The 22,157-nt window shown below is 64.7% G+C and carries 30 protein-coding genes; 18 read left to right on the plus strand and 12 right to left on the minus strand.

Annotated features, from left to right (window positions below; all coding sequences use genetic code 11):
* Positions 1 to 36: 36 nt before the first annotated feature.
* Entirely contained in the window at positions 37 to 558 is a 522-nt protein-coding gene (locus AXW67_RS11820; protein ID WP_063678011.1) for a mismatch-specific DNA-glycosylase, read from the plus strand.
* Between the two features lie 319 nt (positions 559 to 877).
* On the opposite strand, the gene AXW67_RS11825 is transcribed toward AXW67_RS11820, so the two are convergent.
* Complete coding sequence (locus tag AXW67_RS11825; RefSeq protein WP_063678012.1) at positions 878 to 1,315, minus strand: VOC family protein; 438 nt, start codon at positions 1,313 to 1,315, stop codon at positions 878 to 880.
* Between the two features lie 138 nt (positions 1,316 to 1,453).
* Here AXW67_RS11825 and AXW67_RS11830 point away from each other — a divergent pair, with 138 nt between their 5' ends.
* Complete coding sequence (locus tag AXW67_RS11830) at positions 1,454 to 2,149, plus strand: glutathione S-transferase family protein (RefSeq protein WP_063678013.1); 696 nt, start codon at positions 1,454 to 1,456, stop codon at positions 2,147 to 2,149.
* Positions 2,150 to 2,266: 117 nt separating this feature from the next.
* Here AXW67_RS11830 and AXW67_RS11835 read toward each other — a convergent pair whose 3' ends face one another.
* A complete protein-coding gene (locus tag AXW67_RS11835; protein ID WP_027556836.1) occupies positions 2,267 to 2,701 on the minus strand; it encodes a hypothetical protein in 435 nt (144 codons plus the stop codon).
* 589 nt (positions 2,702 to 3,290) lie between these two features.
* Here AXW67_RS11835 and AXW67_RS11840 point away from each other — a divergent pair.
* The 4 genes from AXW67_RS11840 to AXW67_RS11855 all read left to right on the plus strand — a co-directional run bounded on the left by AXW67_RS11840 (position 3,291) and on the right by AXW67_RS11855 (position 5,373).
* Positions 3,291 to 3,674, plus strand: coding sequence for a RidA family protein (locus tag AXW67_RS11840; RefSeq protein WP_027556835.1), 384 nt, complete (start codon positions 3,291 to 3,293; stop codon positions 3,672 to 3,674).
* Between the two features lie 154 nt (positions 3,675 to 3,828).
* The gene (locus AXW67_RS11845; protein ID WP_027556834.1) at positions 3,829 to 4,089 is read left to right on the plus strand and encodes a hypothetical protein; all 261 of its coding nucleotides are present in this window, start codon (positions 3,829 to 3,831) and stop codon (positions 4,087 to 4,089) included.
* A gap of 298 nt (positions 4,090 to 4,387) precedes the next feature.
* Positions 4,388 to 4,639, plus strand: a complete 252-nt coding sequence (locus AXW67_RS11850; protein ID WP_027556833.1) for a hypothetical protein — start codon at positions 4,388 to 4,390, stop codon at positions 4,637 to 4,639.
* Positions 4,640 to 4,737: 98 nt separating this feature from the next.
* The gene (locus tag AXW67_RS11855; RefSeq protein WP_063678014.1) at positions 4,738 to 5,373 is read left to right on the plus strand and encodes a hypothetical protein; all 636 of its coding nucleotides are present in this window, start codon (positions 4,738 to 4,740) and stop codon (positions 5,371 to 5,373) included.
* Between the two features lie 126 nt (positions 5,374 to 5,499).
* On the opposite strand, the gene AXW67_RS11860 is transcribed toward AXW67_RS11855, so the two are convergent.
* Positions 5,500 to 5,985 carry a hypothetical protein gene (locus tag AXW67_RS11860; protein ID WP_063678015.1) on the minus strand — a complete coding sequence of 162 codons (486 nt, stop codon included), beginning with the start codon at positions 5,983 to 5,985 and terminating at the stop codon, positions 5,500 to 5,502.
* 111 nt (positions 5,986 to 6,096) lie between these two features.
* Between AXW67_RS11860 and AXW67_RS11865 the strand changes: the two genes are divergently transcribed.
* The 3 genes from AXW67_RS11865 (at position 6,097) to AXW67_RS11880 (ending at position 8,368) form a co-directional block, all read left to right on the plus strand.
* The gene (locus tag AXW67_RS11865) at positions 6,097 to 6,864 is read left to right on the plus strand and encodes an SDR family NAD(P)-dependent oxidoreductase (protein ID WP_063678016.1); all 768 of its coding nucleotides are present in this window, start codon (positions 6,097 to 6,099) and stop codon (positions 6,862 to 6,864) included.
* A gap of 352 nt (positions 6,865 to 7,216) precedes the next feature.
* Positions 7,217 to 7,462: a helix-turn-helix domain-containing protein gene (locus AXW67_RS11870; protein ID WP_027556829.1), complete on the plus strand. Its 246-nt coding sequence runs from the start codon at positions 7,217 to 7,219 to the stop codon at positions 7,460 to 7,462.
* Positions 7,463 to 7,870: 408 nt separating this feature from the next.
* Complete coding sequence (locus AXW67_RS11880) at positions 7,871 to 8,368, plus strand: collagen-like domain-containing protein (protein ID WP_063678017.1); 498 nt, start codon at positions 7,871 to 7,873, stop codon at positions 8,366 to 8,368.
* Positions 8,369 to 8,438: 70 nt separating this feature from the next.
* On the opposite strand, the gene AXW67_RS11885 is transcribed toward AXW67_RS11880, so the two are convergent.
* From AXW67_RS11885 to AXW67_RS11895, 3 genes are all read right to left on the minus strand, one after another.
* Positions 8,439 to 8,654 (minus strand): hypothetical protein, encoded by a 216-nt coding sequence (locus AXW67_RS11885; protein WP_063678018.1) that lies wholly within the window; start codon positions 8,652 to 8,654, stop codon positions 8,439 to 8,441.
* Between the two features lie 98 nt (positions 8,655 to 8,752).
* Positions 8,753 to 9,019: a DUF2277 domain-containing protein gene (locus AXW67_RS11890; protein WP_027556825.1), complete on the minus strand. Its 267-nt coding sequence runs from the start codon at positions 9,017 to 9,019 to the stop codon at positions 8,753 to 8,755.
* A 107-nt stretch (positions 9,020 to 9,126) separates the two neighbouring features.
* Positions 9,127 to 9,813, minus strand: coding sequence for an ArsR/SmtB family transcription factor (locus AXW67_RS11895; RefSeq protein WP_063678056.1), 687 nt, complete (start codon positions 9,811 to 9,813; stop codon positions 9,127 to 9,129).
* Between the two features lie 150 nt (positions 9,814 to 9,963).
* Here AXW67_RS11895 and AXW67_RS11900 point away from each other — a divergent pair, with 150 nt between their 5' ends.
* The 4 genes from AXW67_RS11900 (at position 9,964) to AXW67_RS11915 (ending at position 12,794) form a co-directional block, all read left to right on the plus strand.
* The gene (locus AXW67_RS11900; protein ID WP_063678019.1) at positions 9,964 to 10,371 is read left to right on the plus strand and encodes a nuclear transport factor 2 family protein; all 408 of its coding nucleotides are present in this window, start codon (positions 9,964 to 9,966) and stop codon (positions 10,369 to 10,371) included.
* Positions 10,372 to 10,529: 158 nt separating this feature from the next.
* Complete coding sequence (locus tag AXW67_RS11905; protein ID WP_063678057.1) at positions 10,530 to 11,591, plus strand: alpha/beta fold hydrolase; 1,062 nt, start codon at positions 10,530 to 10,532, stop codon at positions 11,589 to 11,591.
* Positions 11,592 to 11,764: 173 nt separating this feature from the next.
* On the plus strand, positions 11,765 to 12,112 hold the full coding sequence (locus tag AXW67_RS11910) for a hypothetical protein (RefSeq protein WP_063678058.1): 348 nt from the start codon (positions 11,765 to 11,767) through the stop codon (positions 12,110 to 12,112).
* A gap of 76 nt (positions 12,113 to 12,188) precedes the next feature.
* Entirely contained in the window at positions 12,189 to 12,794 is a 606-nt protein-coding gene (locus AXW67_RS11915) for a pyridoxamine 5'-phosphate oxidase family protein (protein ID WP_063678020.1), read from the plus strand.
* A 107-nt stretch (positions 12,795 to 12,901) separates the two neighbouring features.
* On the opposite strand, the gene bfr is transcribed toward AXW67_RS11915, so the two are convergent.
* The 3 genes from bfr to AXW67_RS11930 form a co-directional block, all read right to left on the minus strand.
* Positions 12,902 to 13,390 (minus strand): bacterioferritin, encoded by a 489-nt coding sequence (gene bfr / locus AXW67_RS11920; RefSeq protein WP_063678021.1) that lies wholly within the window; start codon positions 13,388 to 13,390, stop codon positions 12,902 to 12,904.
* A gap of 132 nt (positions 13,391 to 13,522) precedes the next feature.
* Complete coding sequence (locus AXW67_RS11925) at positions 13,523 to 13,795, minus strand: (2Fe-2S)-binding protein (RefSeq protein WP_063678022.1); 273 nt, start codon at positions 13,793 to 13,795, stop codon at positions 13,523 to 13,525.
* A gap of 167 nt (positions 13,796 to 13,962) precedes the next feature.
* Complete coding sequence (locus AXW67_RS11930; protein ID WP_063678023.1) at positions 13,963 to 14,259, minus strand: hypothetical protein; 297 nt, start codon at positions 14,257 to 14,259, stop codon at positions 13,963 to 13,965.
* A gap of 117 nt (positions 14,260 to 14,376) precedes the next feature.
* On the opposite strand from AXW67_RS11930, the gene AXW67_RS11935 reads away from it, so the two are divergent.
* Positions 14,377 to 14,703, plus strand: coding sequence for a hypothetical protein (locus AXW67_RS11935; RefSeq protein ID WP_027556817.1), 327 nt, complete (start codon positions 14,377 to 14,379; stop codon positions 14,701 to 14,703).
* Between the two features lie 210 nt (positions 14,704 to 14,913).
* Complete coding sequence (locus tag AXW67_RS11940) at positions 14,914 to 15,195, plus strand: hypothetical protein (RefSeq protein ID WP_027556816.1); 282 nt, start codon at positions 14,914 to 14,916, stop codon at positions 15,193 to 15,195.
* Positions 15,196 to 15,282: 87 nt separating this feature from the next.
* Here AXW67_RS11940 and AXW67_RS11945 read toward each other — a convergent pair whose 3' ends face one another.
* Complete coding sequence (locus tag AXW67_RS11945; RefSeq protein ID WP_063678024.1) at positions 15,283 to 16,509, minus strand: lytic murein transglycosylase; 1,227 nt, start codon at positions 16,507 to 16,509, stop codon at positions 15,283 to 15,285.
* 7 nt (positions 16,510 to 16,516) lie between these two features.
* Positions 16,517 to 18,166, minus strand: coding sequence for an energy-dependent translational throttle protein EttA (gene ettA, locus AXW67_RS11950; RefSeq protein WP_063678025.1), 1,650 nt, complete (start codon positions 18,164 to 18,166; stop codon positions 16,517 to 16,519).
* A gap of 235 nt (positions 18,167 to 18,401) precedes the next feature.
* Here ettA and AXW67_RS11955 point away from each other — a divergent pair, with 235 nt between their 5' ends.
* Positions 18,402 to 18,617: a hypothetical protein gene (locus tag AXW67_RS11955; RefSeq protein WP_063678026.1), complete on the plus strand. Its 216-nt coding sequence runs from the start codon at positions 18,402 to 18,404 to the stop codon at positions 18,615 to 18,617.
* Positions 18,618 to 18,754: 137 nt separating this feature from the next.
* Positions 18,755 to 19,717, plus strand: a complete 963-nt coding sequence (locus AXW67_RS11960; RefSeq protein ID WP_063678027.1) for a D-2-hydroxyacid dehydrogenase family protein — start codon at positions 18,755 to 18,757, stop codon at positions 19,715 to 19,717.
* 77 nt (positions 19,718 to 19,794) lie between these two features.
* Here AXW67_RS11960 and AXW67_RS11965 read toward each other — a convergent pair whose 3' ends face one another.
* A complete protein-coding gene (locus tag AXW67_RS11965) occupies positions 19,795 to 20,997 on the minus strand; it encodes a L,D-transpeptidase family protein (RefSeq protein WP_063678059.1) in 1,203 nt (400 codons plus the stop codon).
* Positions 20,998 to 21,359: 362 nt separating this feature from the next.
* Here AXW67_RS11965 and AXW67_RS40400 point away from each other — a divergent pair.
* Positions 21,360 to 22,157 (plus strand): hypothetical protein (locus AXW67_RS40400; protein WP_082907862.1); only part of this gene is annotated, 798 nt, incomplete at its 3' end.

The raw sequence follows: 22,157 nt of genomic DNA on the forward strand, positions 1-22,157 counted from the left end.
GCCTTTTTCAACGAGCCACTCGTAGGATGGGTAGACTTGCCCGAGCCCACTCTCGACCGCCTCCCCGACCAACTCCACCCCGACCTCCGCCTCGTCTTCGTCGGCACAGCCGCCAGCACGCGCTCGGCCGCTCTCGGCCACTACTACGCCCATCCCGGCAACCGCTTCTGGCGGGCGATCCATGAGGCCGGCATCACGCCGCGCCGCTATCAGCCGAGCGAGTTCGCGGCGCTGCTCGAACTCGGGATCGGCTTCACCGATCTGTCCAAGTCGGGCGCCGGGATGGACCACCAGATCGAGGCAGCATCGATCGACGTGCCGGGGTTCAGGGCCAAGATCGAGAAGTATCGGCCGAGGACCATAGCGTTCACGAGCAAGAAGGCTGCCAGCGTGTTCTATGGCAAGCCGTCCGGCGCGATCTCGCTTGGGCGGCAGCAGGCTGACGGGCAATTCCCCGACGTGTTCGTGCTCGCCTCTCCGTCAGGCGCCGCGTCCGGGCATTGGACGCTGCAGCCGTGGCGCGAGCTGGCCAAGTGGATCGGTGCGCCGGGTGGGTAACTCGTAGGATGGGTAGAGCGCAGCGAAACCCATCAATCTGGCGGAAGCAACAAGCGCTATCGTCGGCCTGACATAGCCAACGCCACATTTGATGAATCGCGAGCGAGCGATGGGTTTCGCTTCGCTCTACCCATCCTACGTACTGCGCCGGACGTTCAACGCGCACAGACCTCATCCTGAGGAGACCGCGGAGCGGTCGTCTCGAAGGATGGCCGCGGGCGAGATACGGGCCTTCACGGTTCTCGCGGCGATGCGAAAGCATCGTCCGCGAGACGGCGCTTCGCGCCTCCTCACATGAGGGTTTGGCACCCCCGCCGCCTCACCCCGCATACGCCTTGTCCAGATCCGCAATCACGATCTTCTTCATCTGCATCATGGCCTGCATGACGCGACCCGCTTTCGTGCGGTCGGGGTCGCCGAGGTAGCGGCTGAGCGCGGTCGGGATCACCTGCCAGGACAGGCCGAACTTGTCCTTGAGCCAGCCGCATCGGGATTCTTCACCGCCGTCCGCGGTGAGGCGGCTCCAGAAATAGTCGACCTCACCTTGCGTCTCCACGCTGATGAAGAACGACACCGCCTCGTTGAAGCGGTATTGCGGCCCGCCGTTGAGGGCGTTGAAGCGCTGCCCTTCCAGCTCGAACACCGCCATGAAGTCGCTGACGGTCTCGACCTTGGCGTTGGGAAACACCGATTTGTAGAAGGCGACGGCTTCGGGGACGTTGTTGTCGAACCAGAGAAACGGCGTGATGGAGGTCATGTTTGGGTGTCCTCGGGTTTGGGATGGGGCGGCGCGGGCACAGGACGAACGGGAGGGCCGGCATCCGACAGGCCCGGGATCATTTTTTTCGGCCATGCTGTATGATGGCCCCGGAGTTGCCCGGTTGAGGAGCCGCCCATGCTGACCCTCTACTCCTATCCCGAACTTTTCGGTGTCGCCGACAACAACGGCTACGGCCTCAAGGTCTACGCCTTCCTGAAGCTCGCGGGCGTGCCGTTCGTGCATGAGCATGTGTTCGATGCCTCCGCCGCGCCGCGCGGGCAGCTTCCCTATGTCGTCGACGACGGCGAAACGATCGGCGACAGCGAGACGATCATCGCGCACGCAATCGCAAAATATCACCTGACCATCGATGCCGCGCTTTTGCCGAGCGAGCGCCGGACCAACCATTTCGTCACGCGCATGCTGGATGATCTCTACTGGGTGATGTCGTATTCGCGCTGGAAGGACGAGCGCTATTATCCGGCATTCCGCGACGCGTTCATCGCGCAGCAACCGCAGCTCGACGCGGCGGGGCTGGAGAAGGCGAAGGCGTACAACGCGCAGCGCTATCATTTCCAGGGCATCGGCCGCTACACGCCCGAGCAGGCCTATGCGCGGGGACTCGCCGACCTTCAGGTGCTGGCCGAGATCGTGCCTGCACAGGGCTTCGTCCATGGCGAGGCCCCGACCAGCGTCGATGCCGGCATCTACGGCTTTCTCGCCAACATCTATTTCTTTCCGATCCCGACGCCGCTGAAGGCGTTCGTCGATGCGCACGCAAATCTCGTCGCGCATTGCGAGAGGATTCATGCGGCGGTGAGCAAATCGTAGGGTGGGTTAGCGCAGCGTAACCCACCTCTTTGCTTTCCACACGGAGAGAGAAGTGGTGGGTTACGCCGAGCGGACTGCGTTTCGCGCAGCCGCGGGGCTAACCCACCCTACCCAGCCCTACCGCATCGTGATCGCAAGCCCGCTCAGGTCCGCGTTCGCCATCAGGCCGACCTGCGTGCCGGAGAGCTCCAGCACCGCGCCCTTCTGGTTGGTCAGCACGATGGCCCGCGCGCCCGCACCCACCGCGAGACCCGCACCGGCAGCACCGTAGACGCCGGCGACATCGGAAGGACGGTTGATGTTGGAGACGCGGCCGCGCAGCACGGTCTTGGAGCCGCCGAAGACGAGGCCGTAGTCGAGCCCGCCGGTCGAGAGCGCGTAGGAGCGGCCGCGGAAGTTGAGCACGCCCGAGCCGCCGGAGCCGCCGATGATCCAGCCCGCTTTGTAGATCGTCAGCACCACAGTGCCGCCGTCGGCCTGCGCCGCGGTCGAGAGGCCGGCAAGGGCGGCGATGGCGACGAGGGCAGCGCGAAGAGTGGATGCGATCTTCATGGAGGGCTCCGGGGGCTATTTTTCAAGGCAGGAATCGAATCAGACGCGGCAAATCTATCCGATCGATCGCGGCGGCAAAATGATGGGCATGTCTTCTCCCTGCAGGCGGCAGGGCGATCGCATATGACCGCTGGGGCCTGCCGGACGAGCTTGGCCTGCATGGTTCGAGACGCCCGCTTTGGCGGGCTCCTCACCATGAGGGTCTGATATCTCGCCGCAGAACGCGACCTCATCCTGAGGGCCCGCCGCAGGCGGGCGTCTCGAAGGATGGGCTGCAGGCTAGCTCTCCGCCACGTCTCTCTTGATAGCGATCGCCCTACCGCAGGCGGAGACTCGAAGCAACATCAGCGCCATCATGGCATCGTGCAGGTGTTTTGCCCGACGTGTCAAACGTCTTTCCCGAGCTCGTAGGAACCAACCAGACCAAGCATTTCTACTTTGCATGGGGTTGTTTTCGAGATTTTTGTTGGGCGCGAGGTTCGCGGCGGTATTTCCCCCCGGGCGACGCCAGCAGCGAATGCGGTTGCAACCGTCCCGCATGTCGCTACGCTCATGCGGGTTAAGCGACCGTCCTGATCCGAGGTGACCCATGCCGATCCAGCATTTTGCACCCCCACCGCATGTCAAGGCACCGCCGCTCTCCTTCGCCACGCGCGTCGGCGATCTCCTGTTCATCTCAGGCATTCCCGGCTTCGACGCCGATGGCGCGCTGCCTGACGGCTTCGAGGCGCAGTTCGGCAATGTCGTCATCAACATCAAGCGCGTGCTGACGGAGGCCGGCGCGACGTTCCACGATCTCGTCAAGGTCAACGTGCTGCTGACGCGCGCCTCCGACGTCGCGACGATGAACGCGCTCTATGCCGGCGCGTTCGGCCCGCCGCCCTACCCGGCGCGCACCACCTGCGTGGTGCACGCCCTGCCGAACCCGAAGATGCTGATCGAGATCGAGGCGGTGGCGTCGCTGGCGAAGTGAGCCACGCTCGCTTGTGTGACTTGCCGGGCACGCGGCCAAGCCAAGTGCCGGAACGGGTCTGACATATCCGTGAAACGGCAGCTCCTCGGCTTGCAACGGACCTGCTTTTACCGCACGAATTTTCGTCTCACACGTCCCCACAAGGAGATACTTCATGCGTCGCGTTCTCGCCCTCTGTGCCGCTGCCGGCATTGCCACGTCCGTCTTTGCCGCGCCGGCGTCGGCGGCGGTCGGCTATTACGTGATCCGTTGGGACAACACCGGCATCTGCCAGGTCTGGAACGAGGACCTGAAGTACAAGCCCTTCCAGTGGGGACCTTCGACCTACAAGGTCGTCAGCAAGCCGCTTCCGACTTTCGCCGCTGCCTCTGACGTTCAGATCAAGCTGCGTGGGGAGCGCCGCTGCACGCTCTGAGACTGGCGAACAGGCGGATTGATTTGCAAGGCGGGTTGCGCGTGCAGCCCGCCTTTGCTTTTGGACGGTCGCGCCGTCTCTCCAGGTGTAGCGCGACAGCGATCAGAGCGCGGCGCCTCGAGCGCCAACGCCCGCGTTTTGCGGCCAAATTCCAGCCTTTCCTGCACGCACGCTTTGAACCTGATCGTTGCACGGAACTACTCACATCTTGTCCGGGGCGCACTCCCCCAGCGTCCCGCGCCACCCTCCCCATCATTGTCGGGAGGTGCATCACATCTCTCATTTGAGGAGCTGATCCATGCGTCGTATTTCCATGCTGTGCGCTGCCGCTTGTCTTGCCGTCACCGCCTTCGTTGCTGCGAGCCCGGCCGAAGCCGGCTATCACCTGATCCGCTGGCAGGACACGGGCTATTGCCAGGTCTGGGACGAGAGCATCCCGACCACGCCGTGGCCGGCCGGGTACGCCCGCGTCAGCGCGTCCGTTCCGACCTTCGTCGATGCGCTCGCGGTCAAGGATCACGCGCTGCGCCACGGCCACTGCACCTGGTAAAATCTCGATCGGCGGACGATACTCAAAGCCGGGCAAGGGCGCATCGCCGCGCTCTTGCCCGCTCGTGTTTTTACCTCGCAAGGGTTCGGAGCAGATCGATGCGCGCGCTGACGAAGGCAACACTCCTTTTCGCATCGCTTGCGCTCGCCTCAATGGCGCAGGCCCAGAGCCCGCCATCGTTCCGCGTGATCTCGCCGATCTTCGGCCAGCTCGTCACCTTCGCGATGCCGTCGGATTTCGTCGCGGTGTTCGAGAACACCAAGGGCGGCCACTACATCCGCGAGGCCGTGCTGAAGGGCGAGACGCCCGAACGCTGGACCCAGATGATCACGGTGACCGGCGAGAAGGGCATGTCCTCCAACCCCAAAGCCTCGCCCGAGACGTTCGCGAGCACGATCACCGGTGGATTCCAGTCGGCCTGCCCCGACAGCTTTGCGGCGAAGTCGCTCGGGGCCACGACGCTCGGCCGCTTCGAGGCCTTCATCGCCGTGATCGGCTGCGGCCAAGTCGATAGCGGACCGACCCGGCACAGCGAGACCGCGCTGCTGATCACCGTGAAGGGCGCGACCGACTATTACACCATCCAGTGGGCCGAGCGCGGGCCCGAGAGCGACGCGCCTTCGGTCAATGACGAGCGATGGCAGGAACGCCTGCGCGCGCTCAGCCCGATCGACCTCTGCCCGATCATTCCGGGCGAGGCTGCGCCCTATCCGAGTTGCGTGACCAAGAGCTGAGAAGTCGCAGACATCGTAGGGTGGGCAAAGGCGCACTTGCGCCGTGCCCACCGTCTCTCCGCGACCGCAAACGAAGCGGTGGGCACGCTTCGCTTTGCCCACCCTACAAGATCTCGCTTGTCGCCCTCACGCGTCCTTGTGCGCGCCGGGATGGATCAGGACGTCGCGCGCGGCGGCAAGGTCGATGAAGGCCTGCGCGCTGCCGCCCTGGTCGGGATGCATGCCCTTGGCGGCGCGGCGATAGGCCTGGTTGATGTCCTCGCAGGTGAGCTGCACGGCGAGCGGCAGGCCGAGCGTCCTGCGGGCGCGTTCCTCGTTGGAGAGTTTTTTCGGCAGCGCGTTGCGGCGACCGAAGCGCGGCGCGGTCAGATCATGGATGACATCGAGGATCACGCCGACGCGGCGCTGGCCTGCCACCGTGACGCTGTGATCGTCATTGTCCACGGCCTGACGCAGCACGGGAAGCGCCTGCTCGGCCGCCTGCCGCAGCATCGTATCCGTGCTCATCCGCACGATCTCGGCCACGAGCCGGCCCGCCTCGGCCCAGTCGGCGGACTGCCCCGACCGCAGGCGTTCGAGCGCCAGTTTCCAGGATTCAAGTCGTTCCATCATGCGCGCAACGTTTAGCAACAAAGATCAGTATGCCAAGGCGGCCGTTTCCGACCCCTTAATTTCGAGTTAGCCTTTCATGAAACTTCGAAATGAATCCGGGAGGAAAATGTCATGGCTTTGCTCGCAAACCACATCGCCGTCGTCACGGGAGCGGGCTCCGGCATCGGCCGGGCGATCGCGGCGGGCTACGCGCGCGAGGGCGCGCAAGTGGTGCTGCTCGACGTCAACGCCGAGGCGGTCGCCGAAGCCGCGCAGGAGATCCGAAAGGCAGGCGGCAAGGCCGAGAGCTTTGCGCTCGACGTTACCAAACGCGAGGACTGTTTTGCGCTGGCAAAGCAGGTCGCCGACGGCGTCGGACAGGTGTCGATCCTCGTCAACAATGCCGGCATCACCCGCCGCAACGCCTTCACCGCGGAAACGGAGACGGTGGCGAAGGACTGGAACGACATCATCTCGCTCAACCTCAACGGCGTCTTCAACATGACGCAGGCCTTCCTCGGCCCCCTGCGCGCGAGCAAGGGCCGCATCGTCAATATCGGCTCGATCCAGTCCTTCGTGCATCTGCGCACGCCGAGCTCGGCGGCATACACGACGTCCAAGCATGGCGTGCTCGGCTTCACCAAGGCGCTCGCGGTCGAGCTCGGCAAGGACGGCGTGCGCGTCAACGCGATCGGCCCCGGCTTCATCGAAACCAACATCAACGCCAATGTGCGCGCGACCAATCCGGCACTGGTGCAGGCCTTCGTCGACCACACCCCGCTCGGGCGCACCGGCAAGCCCGACGACATCGTCGGCCCCGCGATCTTCCTCGCATCAGATCTGTCGGCTTACGTCACGGGAACGATCGTGATGGTGGACGGCGGGTATCGCACGGTGTGAGGGAGACACTCACTCCACATATGCGATGTCATCGCCCGCCTTGTGCGCAATTGCGCACTGGGGCGGGCGATCCAGGAGAGACGGTCGTGATCCTCGATAGGCCGCGGCGTACTGGATGCCCCGCCTGCGCGGGGCATGACAGTGAATGTGTGCCGTGAGATCAGTCCACATCGATATGCACCTCGTGCCAATCGCGGCGGCTTCGCGGTATTCCTGGGGTCAATTGGTGCGCCGTCGCTGCAATTAACCTTTCGTTAACCAAACCCGCCCACCGTGGATCTACGGCTTGGGGGTCGTTTGTTCTCGATCCGCTTTCCACGACGGAAGCGGGCGTTGGTCGGGAGGTGTGTTGATGACCACTGTTCATGTCGCCGCGCCGCAGGGCGCGCAATTCCTTGCCCCAAATCAGATCGTTCCGCTGCTGATCGGTGCGACCGTCGACGAGGTCGAGCGCGAGCTCGTGCTCCAGACACTCGCCCGCTGCGACGGCAACCGCACCCGCGCAGCCCGCGTGCTCGGCCTGTCGGTGCGCACGCTGCGCAACAAGATCAGGATCTACGCCGCCTCCGGCATCGAGGTGCCTGCGTATCACGACTGACGCGCGACGCCGCACTCACTCCGCGCGGCGAAGCGTCCGACGCAGCCACATGCCGGCCTGGATCGACAACGCGATGACCGCGACCCAGGCCGCGATCAGCTCGATCGCGCGCAGCAAGAAGGCCGTCAGCACCGCCCAGGACGGCTGCGGCTCNATAGCCGACCGCCACGACATCCGGCACGAGGAGATGCGCCAGCCCGAGTGCAACGGCCAAGACGACGGCCGACAGCCAGAAGACTTTCCATCCCGCGCTCATCGACTGCTCCCGCCTGCTTTGGCACGTCATGCCATGCCACGGCGCCGCGTGGGGCCGATTGATGTTGATCAACCCCGTCGAGACGCCGGGCGGAATTGCTGCTGTCGTCAAACGCCGCTAAGTAGCTTGCTTCCGGTAGAGGGAGCAGAGGCGTGGCAGACGAGCAGAGACGGCAGGGATCTCAGGGACCGCGTGGGCGGCAGGGCGAGCCGGGACGGCCGGGACCGCAGGGCCATCCCGGCCGGCGTGGGCCGGACGGCACGCGCGGCAAGCCGGGGCCGCAAGGCAAGCCGGGCCCGCTTGGAAAGGCCGGACCGGTCGGCAAGGCCGGGCCGCAGGGCAAGCAGGGCGAGGCCGGTGCGCGTGGACCGGTCGGAGCGCAGGGGCCGGCCGGACCGCAGGGCCCGCGCGGCGAAGCGGGTCCGCCCGGTCAGCTGCCCTCGATCGAGCAGGTGCTGCCATGGCTGGAGCAGCTCTTCGACGCCTGGGACGAACGCCGCCGCCAGCGCGAGCAGGAGGCCGCCGAGCGCGCGGCGCTGGAAGCCGCCGTGCAGCACGAGGACGACGCGATCGGCGATAATGACAACGACGACAGCGACGACGACGATCACAAGAAAAAGAAGAAAAAAAAGAAGCACGGCAAGGACTAGCGGCATGCCTTGCCCCGGACGGAGCACGGCGCTGAAAGCGCTGCACCGTGGCCGGGATACCGGGCCTCGCTCAAGAGGATGAGTCGTCCTTGCGCATCAGCATGCCCATGCGCTCGAACTGCCAGCGCATGGCGCGATACCAGAAATAGCCCACCGCCGCGCCGCACAGCATCAGGATGATCAGGTTGGCGCTGCTGAACGAGCCGCTCCACCACATCATCCACGCCGTCCATAGCAGCGTGAAGGCGATGGCACCTGCTTTCAGCGGAAGTAGGGGGCGGCTCATGATCGGACTCCGGGCTGTCAAACCCCCGGCGAACATGATCGCGCGGCGAGACGCTTCAGACCGTGAGCCAGATCACGGAGCGGCGGCCCGCGGAGCCGCTAGCCGAAGCGCAGGCGCGAACGCTCCTTCGCCCGCTCCGCCTCGACCTCGCGATCCCGTGCCGGCGCGTGGGTATGCAACGAAGTCAGCAGCCGCCGCGCTGCGTCCGACACCTCAGCCACCGCGCGGTTGAAGGCCTCCTCATTGGCCTGCGAGGGCTTGTTGAAGCCGGAAAGCTTGCGCACGAATTGCAGCGCGCTGGCATGGATTTCGTCCTCCGTCGCCGGCGGCTCGAAGTTGAACAGCGTCTTGATGTTGCGGCACATAAGTTCCTCCTGAAAGGCGCTTCTGTTCAAGGACGATCGGCGTCGGCCCGATGCTACATGCCGCCTCCGCCGCTGTCGTCGGCACCCGGCAACCCGGACACGACACGTCAGAACGGAATGGGGACGCCAAGCCGCGCGAAGAAGGCGCGGCCCTTCGGCGTGAGGCGAAGCGCGCGTGGAACGCGATGCGGCGTCAGCGCATGCGTTTCGACCAGCCGCTTCAGGATCGCATTGGCAAACGCGCCTGCCAGATGCGGAACGCGCTCGGTCCAATCGTTGCAGAGGCGCATGTGCGGATCACGGCCCGGTTTGACGTCGATCGCCTCGGCGCGGCACCACGCCAGGCCATTCTCGGTGAGTGAGCCCTCGCGGCCGCGCAGCGCAATCAATTCTCGGCACACCAGTCCGTCCAGCAGCGCCACGCCGAGCTGGCCGGCGAGATGACAATAGCAGGTCCGCGACTGCCGTAGCTGTGCCGGCACGCCGCGCGTTCGTTCGGCATCATCGGCCCTCGCGGCGACATTGACGAGGTTCTCGATCAGGCCCGCGACCTCATCGTCGGCAATCCGATAGTATCGGAACCGGCCTTGCTGCCACACCGAGAGCAGGCGCGCTTCCGTCAGCTTCTGCAAGTGCGCGCTGGCGCTTTGCGGCGACACGCCAGCAAGCGATGCCAGCTCGCCTGCGGGCAGGGCCTTGCCGCCGAACAGCGCACTCACCATGGCCTCGCGCGCGGGATCGCTCAAGGCCTCGGTGAGCCGCGAAAACCCCGATTGTACCGACCTTCGTGCCATCACCATTAAGAACTCCCGCCCCTGATCTGGGCCTGCTGCCGCGTCATCGCAACCACGCCAAAGCCGGTCATTTCAGAATTCCGTGAAACTTTGCCGGTGCGTTCTCTGCGATCCCCAGGCGATGTCACCCCGAATCCGGAGGATACCATCATGAACAACGAAGCACGCCAAATCGACGCCGAACGCATCTGCAAGCTGTGGGATGAAGCCCTCGGCAACAAGGACCTCGAAGCATCGCTTGCACTCTATGCCGATGACGCATCCATCGAAAGCCCGCTGGTCCAACACCTGATGAAGACGCCGACCGGTATCGTCAAAGGCAAGGACAATCTGCGCGCCTTCATTGCACGCGTGTTCCAGACCAATCCGCCACAGCGCAAGCGGTTCAAGCAAGGCTTCTTCACGGATGGCCGTATCGTCACCTGGGAATATCCACGGCTCTCCCCGGATGGCGACCAGATGGAGCTGGTCGAGGTCATGGAGATCGACAAGGGCCTGATCCAGCGCCACAGGGTTTATTGGGGCTGGTACGCGCTTGGCTTTCTCAGGAACCAATGAGCTCGTTCTGCCGGCCGCTGAGATATTCCGCTTGCGCGATGCACCATCTGCGAAATGTTTTGGCGGCCGGCGGTGCATCCGCTCTCGATCCGCGGGGCGACGCTGATAAGATCGCGCGCGAAGCGGCCCGGATGAAGCGGCCGCAGCGGGAGAGAACCATGAAAGCTTCGTGCGCGGCGCTGACGGCCGCACTTCTGTCGATCTCAATGTCAGCGATGGCAGCCGATTATCCGGCGCCGAAACAAGGCGACTGGATCGCGAAGGATTTCAAGTTCCACACCGGCGAGGTCATGCCGGAGTTGCGGCTGCACTACACCACCGTCGGCGAGCCGACCGGCCAGCCCGTGCTCGTGCTGCACGGCTCGGGCGGCTCGGCCGCGAGCATGCTGACGCCCGCCTTCGCCGGCGAGATGTTTGGCCCCGGTCGGCCGCTCGATGCATCGAGATACTACATCATCATTCCCGACGGCATAGGTCACGGCAAATCGTCAAAGCTCTCCGACGGGATGAAGATGAGCTTTCCGAAATACGACTACGCCGACATGGTCGATGCGCAATACCGCCTCATGACTGAAGGGCTCGGCGTCAAGCATCTGCGGCTCGTCATCGGCAATTCGATGGGCGGCATGCACACCTGGCTGTGGGGCGAGAAATATCCGAAGGCGATGGATGCGCTGGTGCCGATGGCCTGCCAGCCCACCGAGATGGCGGCTCGCAACTGGATGCTGCGGCGGATCATGCTCGACACTATCCGCAACGATCCCGACTACAATGGCGGCAACTACACGAGCCAGCCGCGCATGATGAAATATGCCATCGTCGCCTACGGCATCGCCAGCATCGGCGGAACGCTGGCCTACCAATCACAGGCGCCGACGGCGGCCAAGGCCGACAAGATCGTCGACGAGCGACTCGGAACGCCGGTGACGGCAGATGCCAACGACTTCGTCTATCAATGGGAGGCCTCGCACGATTACGATGCCTCGGAGAAGCTCGAGCAGATCGAGGCGCCGCTGCTGCTGATCAATTCCGCTGACGACGAGCGCAATCCACCGGAGACCGGCCTCACCGAGGCCGCGATGAAGCGGGCCAAGAACGCGCGCCTGTATCTCATCCCCGCGAGCACCGAGACGCGCGGCCACGGCACCACCGGCAATGCGAAGTTCTACACCGAGCAGGTCCGGCAATTGCTGCAGACTGCACCACAGCGGGCGATGTAGGACGGCAGACTGTTCCGCCCTCATCTCGCGGCGCATCATGTGCGGTGCGTCGACGCCGCATATTATTTGAGCATGCAAGGCGACGGCAGCTCGGGCTTAATCGCGTCAACGACACGAATCGACGGGCGGGACAACCGCGCGCGAGTAGCGTGACACGCGATGAGGAGGATCGCATGCGCAGGCTTGCACTCTGGATGGCCGCTATGCTCGCGCTTGCGAGCAGCGCTCTCGCATTCGACAACGGGCAATACGACAACGTCCCACCCGATATCCGCGCCTGGTTCAAGAGCGTGATGGCGCCGAACGGCGTACCCTGCTGCGACATCTCCGACGGACACCGCACCGATTACGACGTTCGCGACGGCACCTATTGGGTGCCGATCGAGGGCCAATGGATGGCGGTGCCCGAGCGCGCCATCATCCGCGACCGCGGCAACCCGGTCGGCCAGGCCGTGGTGTGGTACGTCCACCACCGCGGCGCCATCATCATCAGTTGCTTCGTGCCAGCGGATGCGGTGTAGCGCAGAGCGGCATGGCGGATTGGCTGGGGAGGCCCGATCAGGTAGTTTGACGCGAAGCTGATCCGGAGGCACGCTCTTGACCGATCTTTGCGCCGACGACCTCACCGCCATCTATCCGAAGCCGTCTCCACGCGTAATCGCGAAAGCGCGTCCCGCGGTCGATGCGCATGCGAAGAAATTCATCGAGATGTCCCCGTTCTGCGTGCTCGCGACATCAGGCGCCGACGGCAGCGTCGACGCCTCGCCGCGCGGCGGCGGCACGGGCTTCGTTCATGTCGCCGGCCCTAACCAGCTGCTGATGCCCGATCGTTCCGGCAACAACCGCATCGACAGCTTCAGGAACGTCGTCGAAGGCTCGGGCTTCGTGCATCTCTTGTTCTTCGTGCCCGGGATCGACGAGACGCTGCGCGTCGGCGGCCGCGGCACGCTGTCGGCCGATCCGGACCTGCTCGCCTCGATGGTGGAATTCGGCAAGCCGCCGCGCGCGGTGCTGAACGTCGCGGTCAGCGAAGTCTATTTCCACTGCGGCAAGGCGCTGATGCGCTCGAAGCTGTGGTCGCCGGATGTGAAGGTGCAGCGCTCGGTGATGCCGAGCATCAGCCAGGTGATCCACGATCAGACCAGCCTGGGCGAGCCCGAAGGCCAGGACGTGGTTGAAGCGCGGTACAAGACACAGCTTTAGCTGGCGCACCAAGTAAAATGTCGTCCCGGCCCCGCGCGCAATTGCGCACTAGGCCGGGACGACATGGGAGTGTGTGGCGAACGCGGAGTCTACGGCGACGCCGAGGCTTAATGCCCCTCGCCCTCGAGCCCGCCGACGTGCTTCTGGGTGTAGAGTTCGAGGCCGATGCGGCCGATCAGGTCGAGCTGGGTCTCGAGGAAGTCGATGTGGTGCTCCTCGTCGCTCATCAGCTTCTCAAATAGGTCGCGCGTGACGTAGTCCTTGACGCTGTGGCAATAGGTGGCCGCTTCCTGGTAGAGCGCTCGCGCGCTCATCTCGGCAGCGAGATCGCACTCGATGATCTCCTTGACGTTCTGGCCGATGCGCAGGGGATCGAGCACCTGCATGTTCGGGAAACCGTCGAAGAACAGGATGCGCTCGGTGAGCTTGTCGGCGTGCTCCATCTCCTCGATGGACTCCTTGCGCCAGACCTTGGCCATGTCCAGGAGGCCCCAATTGTCGAGGAAGCGGTAGTGCAGCCAGTACTGATTGATCGCAGTCAGCTCGTGACGCAGTGCCTTGTTGAGATATTCGATAACTTTTGCGTCGCCCTGCATGATTCACTCCAGCTCTTGCGGCTAAATCGGTAATAAACCGAATTTAGAACGCTTCTAAAACAGTTTTGGAACGAGGGCAACCGGCCACGCGGCCGCAGCCGGGGATAAGCTCAGCTGGCGAAGGTGAGGTTTTCAGCAGGCCGCAAGGGCGAAATCGGCCGGCTTGGCGGTCTCGTCATTGGCGGCCACCTGATGATTGTGCGGGCAACCGGCACAGCAGGCCTTGGCGCAGGGACCGAGCGCTTCGTCGATGATGGTCTTGATGGTGCGGGCACAGCGGCCGCATTCGGCGCTGCAGCCGAGGCATCCATAGACCTGCTTGGCATGACGTATGGCGTCGTCGGAATCGCCGACGGCGGCGCGGATGTCGTCATCGCTCAACACGTTACAGGAACAGACGATCATGGAAAGCAGCAAGCCCTTCGGTGATGCGCCATTATCGATATTTAACGGGCCGTCCGGATGCAAAGGGAAAAACTGGTATTTGAAGCTATTCCAAACTGACCCGGACAGAGCCTAGAACGGCTCTAAAATGCGGTATTGCGCTGGATCAAGATTGGACCGGATGCGGCCTAATCGCCGCCACCGCCTCCGCCGCTATCTCCACCGCCACCGCAATCTCCGCCACCGCTACTGTCGCTGCTGGAGCAGTTCCCGCTGTCGCTCGAGCTGCCCGAACTGTCGCTGGAAAACCAGCTCCCCAGCGAGAAGCCATCACTTGTTCCGGAATAGCTGTCGCTGCTGTTATCAGCGCCACCGCCCGCGCGCGCCCGCCGGCGGTCGCTGTTCTCCACACGTGTTATCAGGACATAGCCGATCACGGCCGCGATCCCGGCGCCGATCAGGGCATTCATCAGCAGGTTGCTCATCGTTTCTCCCCGGACAGGTACCCATTCGTCGTGCCCGGCGGAGCCGTCGTTCATTGATCATTCAAACGAAGTATGGAACCTTGCCCCAAAGAGTTCCGTGTGTGAAAGGTTATCCCTATGAAGAAGTCGTTCCTGGCCGTCGCTGCCGTCGCCACCCTGGTCCTGACTGCCGGGACTCCGGCCCATGCGCAGCGCGGTGTCGCTGCAGGCGTAGCGGCCGGGATCATCGGCGGCGCCATTGTCGGCGGCGCCCTGGCATCTCCGTATTACTACGGACCCGGCCCCGGCTACGGCTACTACGAGCCGGGCTACTACCCGCCCCGCTACTACGCGCCGGGCCCGGGCTATGTCGCCGACGACTATTACGGCGGCTGCGTCTGGCAGAGGCAGCGCTTCTGGGACGGCTATGCCTGGCGCTCCCGCCGCGTGAGAGTCTGCGGCTGAGGCGCGAGAATCCGGTTCATTAATGGCGCCGTTCATCTCGGGGCCTGAAAAAGACCGCTTTTTCTCGTCACAGCTCCGTGCGCGTTTACCGGGGATTGACCATTTGCGCGCTTCCTAGCCCAGAGGCCAATTCCATCAGAGTCTGCGTGAACCTTTGAACCCCTGGCGTTCCTAACAAGGAACGTCCCATCTCCCAGGAGAGCCAAGAGCATGAAGAAGACTTTAGTTGCCGCCCTCACGGTTGCGACGGTCGCCGGTTCGCTGGTGACCGCCACTCCGTCCGCGAAAGCCGGTGACGGCGTCGGCGCCGGCATCGCGGCCGGCCTGATCGGCGGCGCCATCGTTGGCGGTGCCATCGCGTCGAGCCGTCCGGCCTATGGTGGACCGGTCTATGTGGCCGAGCCCCCGCCGCCCGCGCCCTGCTACTGGCAGCGCCAGCGTTACTGGGACGGTTACGGCTGGGTCATCCGCCCGGTTCGCGTCTGCTACTGATCTGATCGCATGGCGCAAACGCGCCGCGATCGAAGCCCGGCCGAACACATCGGCCGGGCTTTTTGCTTTGAGGGAGAGTAAGGCTCGCTAGCGCGCCGCCTCGATCGAGCGCAGCACCTCTTCGCTCGGCCAGCAATCCATCTTCAGTCCCGCCGACTTCTGATAGACGCCGAGCGCAGCACGCGTGAGCATGCCGGCCTTGCCGTCGATCTTGTCCTTGTAGATCCCAATGCGCGTAAGTCCGCGCTGCATCGCCTCGACATCCTTGGTCCGCAACTGTTTCGACGCAGACCACGGCGTTGCGAACGGCAGCGGGCTGGTCATGCGGTCGCTGAGATGGCCGACGAACAGCACATAGAGGTCGGAGAAATTGTATTCCTTGATGACGAAATAGTTCTTCGTGGTCAGGAATGCCGGACCGTAAATGCCTTCCGGCTGCAATAGCGAGGCCGGCTGCGCCTGCTCCGCGGCGCTCAATTTTTGCCCGCGCACCGGCACAAAACCTTCGCGCAGCCACTGGCCGATCGGCTTCGTCACCTCCGGCACGCCGATGCTGCAATCAACTTTCGCCGGTGCCTGCACCTCATAGGCCCAGCGCAGGCCGCTCTGCCAGCCCTTGTTGACGAGCTGCTGCGCGGCCGAGGCCAGCGCATCCGGCACCGAGTGCCAGATGTCGACGCGGCCATCGCCGTCGAAGTCGACGCCATGCTTGTAATATTCGGACGGCAGGAACTGCGTGAGCCCGGTCGCGCCGGCCCAGGACGAGCGCATGTCCTTGCGCGTCACCACGCCCTCGCCGAGGATTTTCAGCGAGAGGATGAACTCGTTGCGATACGTATCCTTGCGACGACCGACATAGGCCTGCGTCGCGAGCACGCGGACGAGATCGTAGGGCAGCGTGTAGCGGCCATAGTCGGTCTCGCGGCCCCAGATCGCGAGCATGACGGTGGCGGGCACGCCGGAGCTCTTCTCGATCTGCGTCAGAGCGGCGCTATATTTTTGCAGCAGCCGCTGCCCCTCGCCCGCAAGCCGCGCTATCGAGGCTTCCTTGATGTAGTCCGCCGGCACCTGCACGAATTCGGCCTGCGACGGCGCGCCGGTCGCGGGCCGTCCCGGCAGGATCAAATCAGGCAGCTTGTAGTCAGGCTCGAGCCCGCGCGTCTGCTCGTCGAACGTCGCGCGCGACACGCCGACGGCCTGTGCCTCCGGCCAGAGCGAAGCGATGAACTGGGTGAAGGCGGCGTCAGCGGCGCGGGCGGGTGAGCCGCCGCAAGTGACCACAATCACCGCAGCGATGAGCGCCCGCCACATCATGATCAGATCACCGTGTCAGCTTCTTGTACTTCACGCGGTGCGGAATGATGCTGTCCTGGCCGAGCCGGCGCATCTTGTCCTTTTCGTAGTCCTGGAAGTTGCCCTCGAACCATTCGACATGGCTGTCGCCTTCGAAGGCCAGGATGTGGGTCGCGATGCGGTCGAGGAACCAGCGATCGTGGCTGATGATGACGGCGCAGCCGGCAAAATCTTCCAGCGCCTCTTCGAGCGCGCGCAGCGTGTCGACGTCGAGGTCGTTGGTCGGCTCGTCGAGAAGCAGCACGTTGGCGCCGGACTTCAGCATCTTGGCGAGATGCACGCGGTTGCGCTCACCGCCGGAAAGCGCGCCGACCTTCTTCTGCTGGTCCGCCCCCTTGAAGTTGAACGACGAGCAGTAACCGCGCGAATTCACTTCCTTCTTGCCGAGCAGGATCAGCTCGTTGCCGCCGGAGATCTCCTCCCACACGGTCTTGTTGCCTTCGAGCGCATCGCGCGACTGGTCGACATAGCCGAGATGCACGGTCTCGCCGACCGTGATCGTGCCCTTGTCGGGGGTTTCCTGCTTGGTGATCATCTTGAACAGCGTGGTCTTGCCGGCGCCGTTGGCACCGATCACGCCGACGATACCGCCGGGCGGCAGCTTGAAGGTGAGATCGTCGATCAGCAGGCGATCGCCAAAGCCTTTGCTGAGGGCTTCGAAGTCGACCACATTGGCGCCGAGACGTTCGGCAACCGGGATGATGATCTGCGCGGTCTGGGCCTGCTTCTCGCTCGCCTGCTTGAGCAGCTCCTCATAGCGCTGATAGCGCGCCTTGGACTTGGCCTGGCGTGCCTTCGGCGAGGACGCGACCCACTCCTGCTCGCGGGCGAGCGTCTTCTGGTGCGCGGCATCCTCGCGGCCTTCCTGCTCGAGCCGCTTCTGCTTCTGCACCAGCCAGGACGAGTAATTGCCCTCATAGGGAATACCGCGGCCGCGATCGAGCTCGAGAATCCAGCTCGTGACGTTGTCGAGGAAGTAGCGATCGTGGGTGACGATCAGGATCGCGCCGGGATAGTTGCGCAAATGGCCTTCCAGCCACGACACCGACTCGGCGTCGAGATGGTTGGTCGGCTCGTCCAGCAGCAGGAGCTCGGGCTGGTCGAGCAGCAGCCGGCACAGCGCGACGCGGCGGCGCTCACCGCCGGAGAGCTTGGTGACATCGGCATCGTCCGGCGGACAGCGCAGCGCGTCCATGGCCTGGTCGACCTTGCTGTCGAGATCCCAGAGGCCCTGGGCCTCGATCTCGTCCTGCAGCTTGGTCATCTCGTCGGCGGTCTCGTCAGAATAGTTGACCGCGAGCTCGTTGTAGCGGTCGAGGATTGCCTTCTGCTTGGCGACGCCCTGCATGACGTTCTCGCGGACCGAGAGCTTGGGATCGAGCTGCGGCTCCTGCTCGAGATAGCCGACGCGGGCGCCCTCGGCGACCCAGGCCTCGCCGTTATACTCCTTGTCGAGGCCGGCCATGATCTTGAGCAGGGTCGACTTACCCGAGCCGTTGACGCCGAGCACACCGATCTTGGCATCCGGATAGAAGCTCAGGTGGATGTTATCGAGCACCTTCCGGGTCGGGTAGCTCTTGGTCAGGCCCTGCATGAAATAGATGAACTGGCGCGCCATCGGTCCCGTGAAACCTTCGATTTGAGGAAATTTGCTTGCCGCCGATGTAGCGATCCCGCCCCGAAAGGGCAATGTTTTCCGTCCGTTCACCACGGATGAATACGGAATGGACACCATGCGGGCACAGATCCGTACAATTGAAACCATTTTTTAATAAAGCAGGCCAAAGCTCGCCTCAGCACTGAAAAAAGTGCCACCCGCGCAGAACGAGCGGGGACAACAATGAGGCTGCGTCATGGCTCTGATCGAAACCACTTCCTTTTCCGTCCCGGCAGAAGCCGGCCGTTCCGCCAGCCTCATTGCGGAGATCAAGAGCTTCTGGAAGGGCTTTTTCGCCACCGCCTTCAACCCCTATCGCCCCGAGCTGCACTACATGCGCGGCCCCGGACCGGCCTGGCGCGCCAAGCACGGCATGGATACGCCGATCCGGCTGAAACCCCGCGATCTCTGAGCCTCTTGCCTCATCCCCTGTCGGATTTTTGAAGAGGCGAGCGGCTTGCGCACGCCGCTGATTGCGCGCAACCATGCCCTGGTTCCGATGATGGCGCCCCCGCTCGCGCCGCCACCTCTCGCCATGGATGAACGCTGATGACGCGGCTGCGCTGTGCAATTCTCGACGACTATTTCAACATCGCCCTCAACGTCGCCGACTGGCCCAAGCTCGCCGACCGCGTCGACGTCACCGTGTTCAGCCATCCCTTCGCCTCCGAGCAGGCCGCGGCCGGCGCGCTCGCCGACTTCGAGATCATCTGCGCGATGCGCGAGCGCACCGCATTCCCCCGGAGCCTGTTCGAAGCGCTGCCAAAGCTGAAGCTGCTGCTCACCTCCGGCATGCGCAACGCCTCGATCGACATGGAAGCAGCCAAGGCGCGTGGCGTCGCGATCGGCGGCACGCAATATTCGCGCGATCCCACCGCCCCGCTCACCATGGGCCTGATCCTGGAACTGACGCGCGGCATCGGCCGCGAGAATGCGCGCATGCACGCGGGCGAGCCCTGGCAGACCTTTGCCGGCGTCGAGGTCGAGGGCCTCACGCTCGGCGTCGTCGGGCTCGGCAAGCTCGGCAGCAAGATGGCGGGCATCGCGAAGGCGTTCGGCATGAACGTGATCGCCTGGAGCCCGAACCTCACGCCCGAGAAGTGCAAGGCGGCCGGCGTCGGCTATGCCAGCAAGGAGGATCTGTTCGCCAAGGCTGACATCATCACCATCCATGTGGTGCTGAGCGAACGTTCGCGCGGACTGGTCGGCGCTGCGGATCTCGCGCGGATGAAGCCGACAGCCTTTCTCGTCAATACCGCGCGTGGGCCGATCGTCGACGAGGCGGCGCTGCTGGAGGCGTTGCAGCAGAAGAAGATCGCGGGCGCCGGCATCGACGTGTTCTCAGTCGAGCCGCTCCCCGTCGATCATCCCTTCCGCAAGCTCGACAATCTCGTGCTGACGCCGCATCTCGGCTACGCGACCGAGGACGGCCTGCGCATCCACTACGGCCAGATGGTCGAGGCGATTGACGCCTGGACCAAGGGCAGCGACCTGCCGCGCAAGCTCGCCTGAACCGACCAAACTGACCTGAAACGAAAAAGGGCGTGCCCGCGGCACGCCCTTCCGTAATCTGAGTTCTCGCTAAGCGCTTAGCGCACGGTGACCGGTGCGGGCAGCGGCGGCACCACTGTCGGCTGTGTGCCCCCGACCGGACCGGCCTGGGCCGCCATCGGTGCCTGCGCGGCAGCACCGGGCGCCGGCGCAGCCGAGGCCGTCGCCGTTGGCGGGTTGCCCGGCATCACCACCACGCGGGTGCCGACCTTGACGCGATCGAAGAGGTCCGAGACGTCCTCGTTCAGCATGCCGATACAGCCGGAGGACACGAACTTGCCGATCGTCGACGGCTGATTGGTGCCGTGGATGCGATAGACGGTCGAGCCGAGATACATCGCGCGGGCACCGAGCGGATTGCCGGGGCCACCGGCCATGAAGCGCGGCAGATAGGGCTGACGCTCGATCATCTCCGTCGGCGGATGCCAATCCGGCCACTCGGCCTTGCGGGTGATCTTCTGCACGCCGGTCCAGGTGAAGCCGTCGCGGCCGACGCGCACGCCGTACCGGACCGCGCGGCCATTGCCGAGGACGTAATAGAGGTAGGTGTTCGGAGTATCGACGACGATGGTGCCGGCCGGCTCCTTGGTCTGGAACGCGACTTCCTGGCGGCGCAGGTTCGGCGCCAACTGCGCCGGCGCAGCGTCGGGCTGCTCCTCGGGCGGCAGCGAGGCGACCGTCATCGGACGGCCGTCGCTGCCGATGGCGGGCTGCTGCTGCCCGACCGCGCCGGTCGCGCCGGGACCGTTGACCGCCTCCGGCGGACGCAGGCCATCGTTGGCAGGCGCCTGGGCCGGACGGTCGGCATAGATCACCGGAGGCGGGCCATCGCGGCGGCCGTAGCGCGGATCGTCGGGTGACATCACCGGGCCCTGCGGCGCGGCTGAATAAGTCGGAGCGCCGGCGGGGCGGCCATAACGGGGATCATCCGGCGACATCACCGGGCCTTGCGGCGGGGCGGCTGAATAGACCGGCGGCGCACCTGCGGGGCGGCCATAGCGCGGATCGTCGGGCGACATTACCGGGCCGGTGGGGCCAGGCGGCGGCAACGCCGCCTGCGGCATCGCGTCGTCATCATCGTCCAGCGCGTCGAAATTCGGCGTGCGGTCGCCGGGACGATATTGGGACGGAGCACCATAGGACGGCGCCTGCTGTACCGGATACGTCTGGGCCTGTGCGAGCGAGGTTCCCGCCGCAGCGACTGTTGCGGCAGCGCATATCGTCAGAAAATGTTTGATCATCATCGCTCTTGTGTAGTCCCCAGGCCCTTCCGGACCGCCAACGGGCAGATGACCGAAGATAGCGGCACATTCAAGACACATCAGGTTTATTTCGCCCGGTTTGGCGATTTGTGATCCCGGTTGACCGTTGCACCGGCGCATCACGGGGCGGAAATCGCATCAAGCCGTAGATTGCCGGAGTTCTCCGCCTTGTTTTTGAGGGAATGCGCGGAAGCGTTGCGGTATGGTCGAATCAGCCTGATTCGTCTCCGATTTGAGCTTCGACCCCCGCGTGGCGAACGCGGCAATCAGTACCGTCACCGCGTTCAGATGGCTCAAGGGCCCCGGCGGTCAGCCGCCAGGGCGGAAATCCGTATCCTTCGATGCTTCCCGGCTTTCGCTTCCTGTTTGCCGCGATCCTGCTGTCAACCTCAGTCTTGGTGTTCGGCTTAGGCGCCGCCGCGCTGCTGCGGGCGAGCCATGAGCAGTACGTCAACAACCCCTCCTGGCGGAACGGTCCGCAGGAGCAGGTGTTTGCGCAAGGCTCCGCACCGGCCCAGCCGGTCCTCGCCGCCTTGCGCGCGGAGCCGGAGCCGGCGGCCGACGAGGCCACGCCATCGCTGCGGGACCAGGTCCCGACCATCGCCATGCCCGCGGTCGAGGCCAAGCCCGAGCAGATGGCCGCGGTGACGCTTGAAACAAATGCCCAGCCTCCGCAACAAGTCGCCGATGCCGCGCCGACAGCCGTGGCGCCGCCGGCCGCTGAGGCGCCAGCCGCCGAACCGGCCAAGATGGAGACCGCGCCCGCGGCTCCCGCTGACACGCTCACCCCGGCCGACACCACGGCTGCCCTTCCCGAGGACAAGCCGGCGCCGGTCGCTGCCGTCGCCGAAGCACAGCCGCCCCAGACGACGGCTGCCCTGGCCTCGCCTGCCAGCGACAGTTCGACGGCCAAGTTGGCCGCGCTGAACGAACCTGCGACTACGACGGTGAAGGATGCGCCCGCGCTGGCCAAGGCCGACACCAGCACGCCGGAAAGCAAGGCGACCAAGCCCCGCGCGCACAAGAAGAAGCGGCACCGCATCGTGCGGCGCCCGCCGCCTCCTCCGGTGCAGCAGCAGACCTACTACTATCCGTTCATGCAGCCGCAGCCGACGCTTGCCGCGACGGCCACGCGTTCC

The organism is Bradyrhizobium neotropicale (genome assembly GCF_001641695.1).
GTDB classification, from domain to species: Bacteria; Pseudomonadota; Alphaproteobacteria; order Rhizobiales; family Xanthobacteraceae; genus Bradyrhizobium; species Bradyrhizobium neotropicale.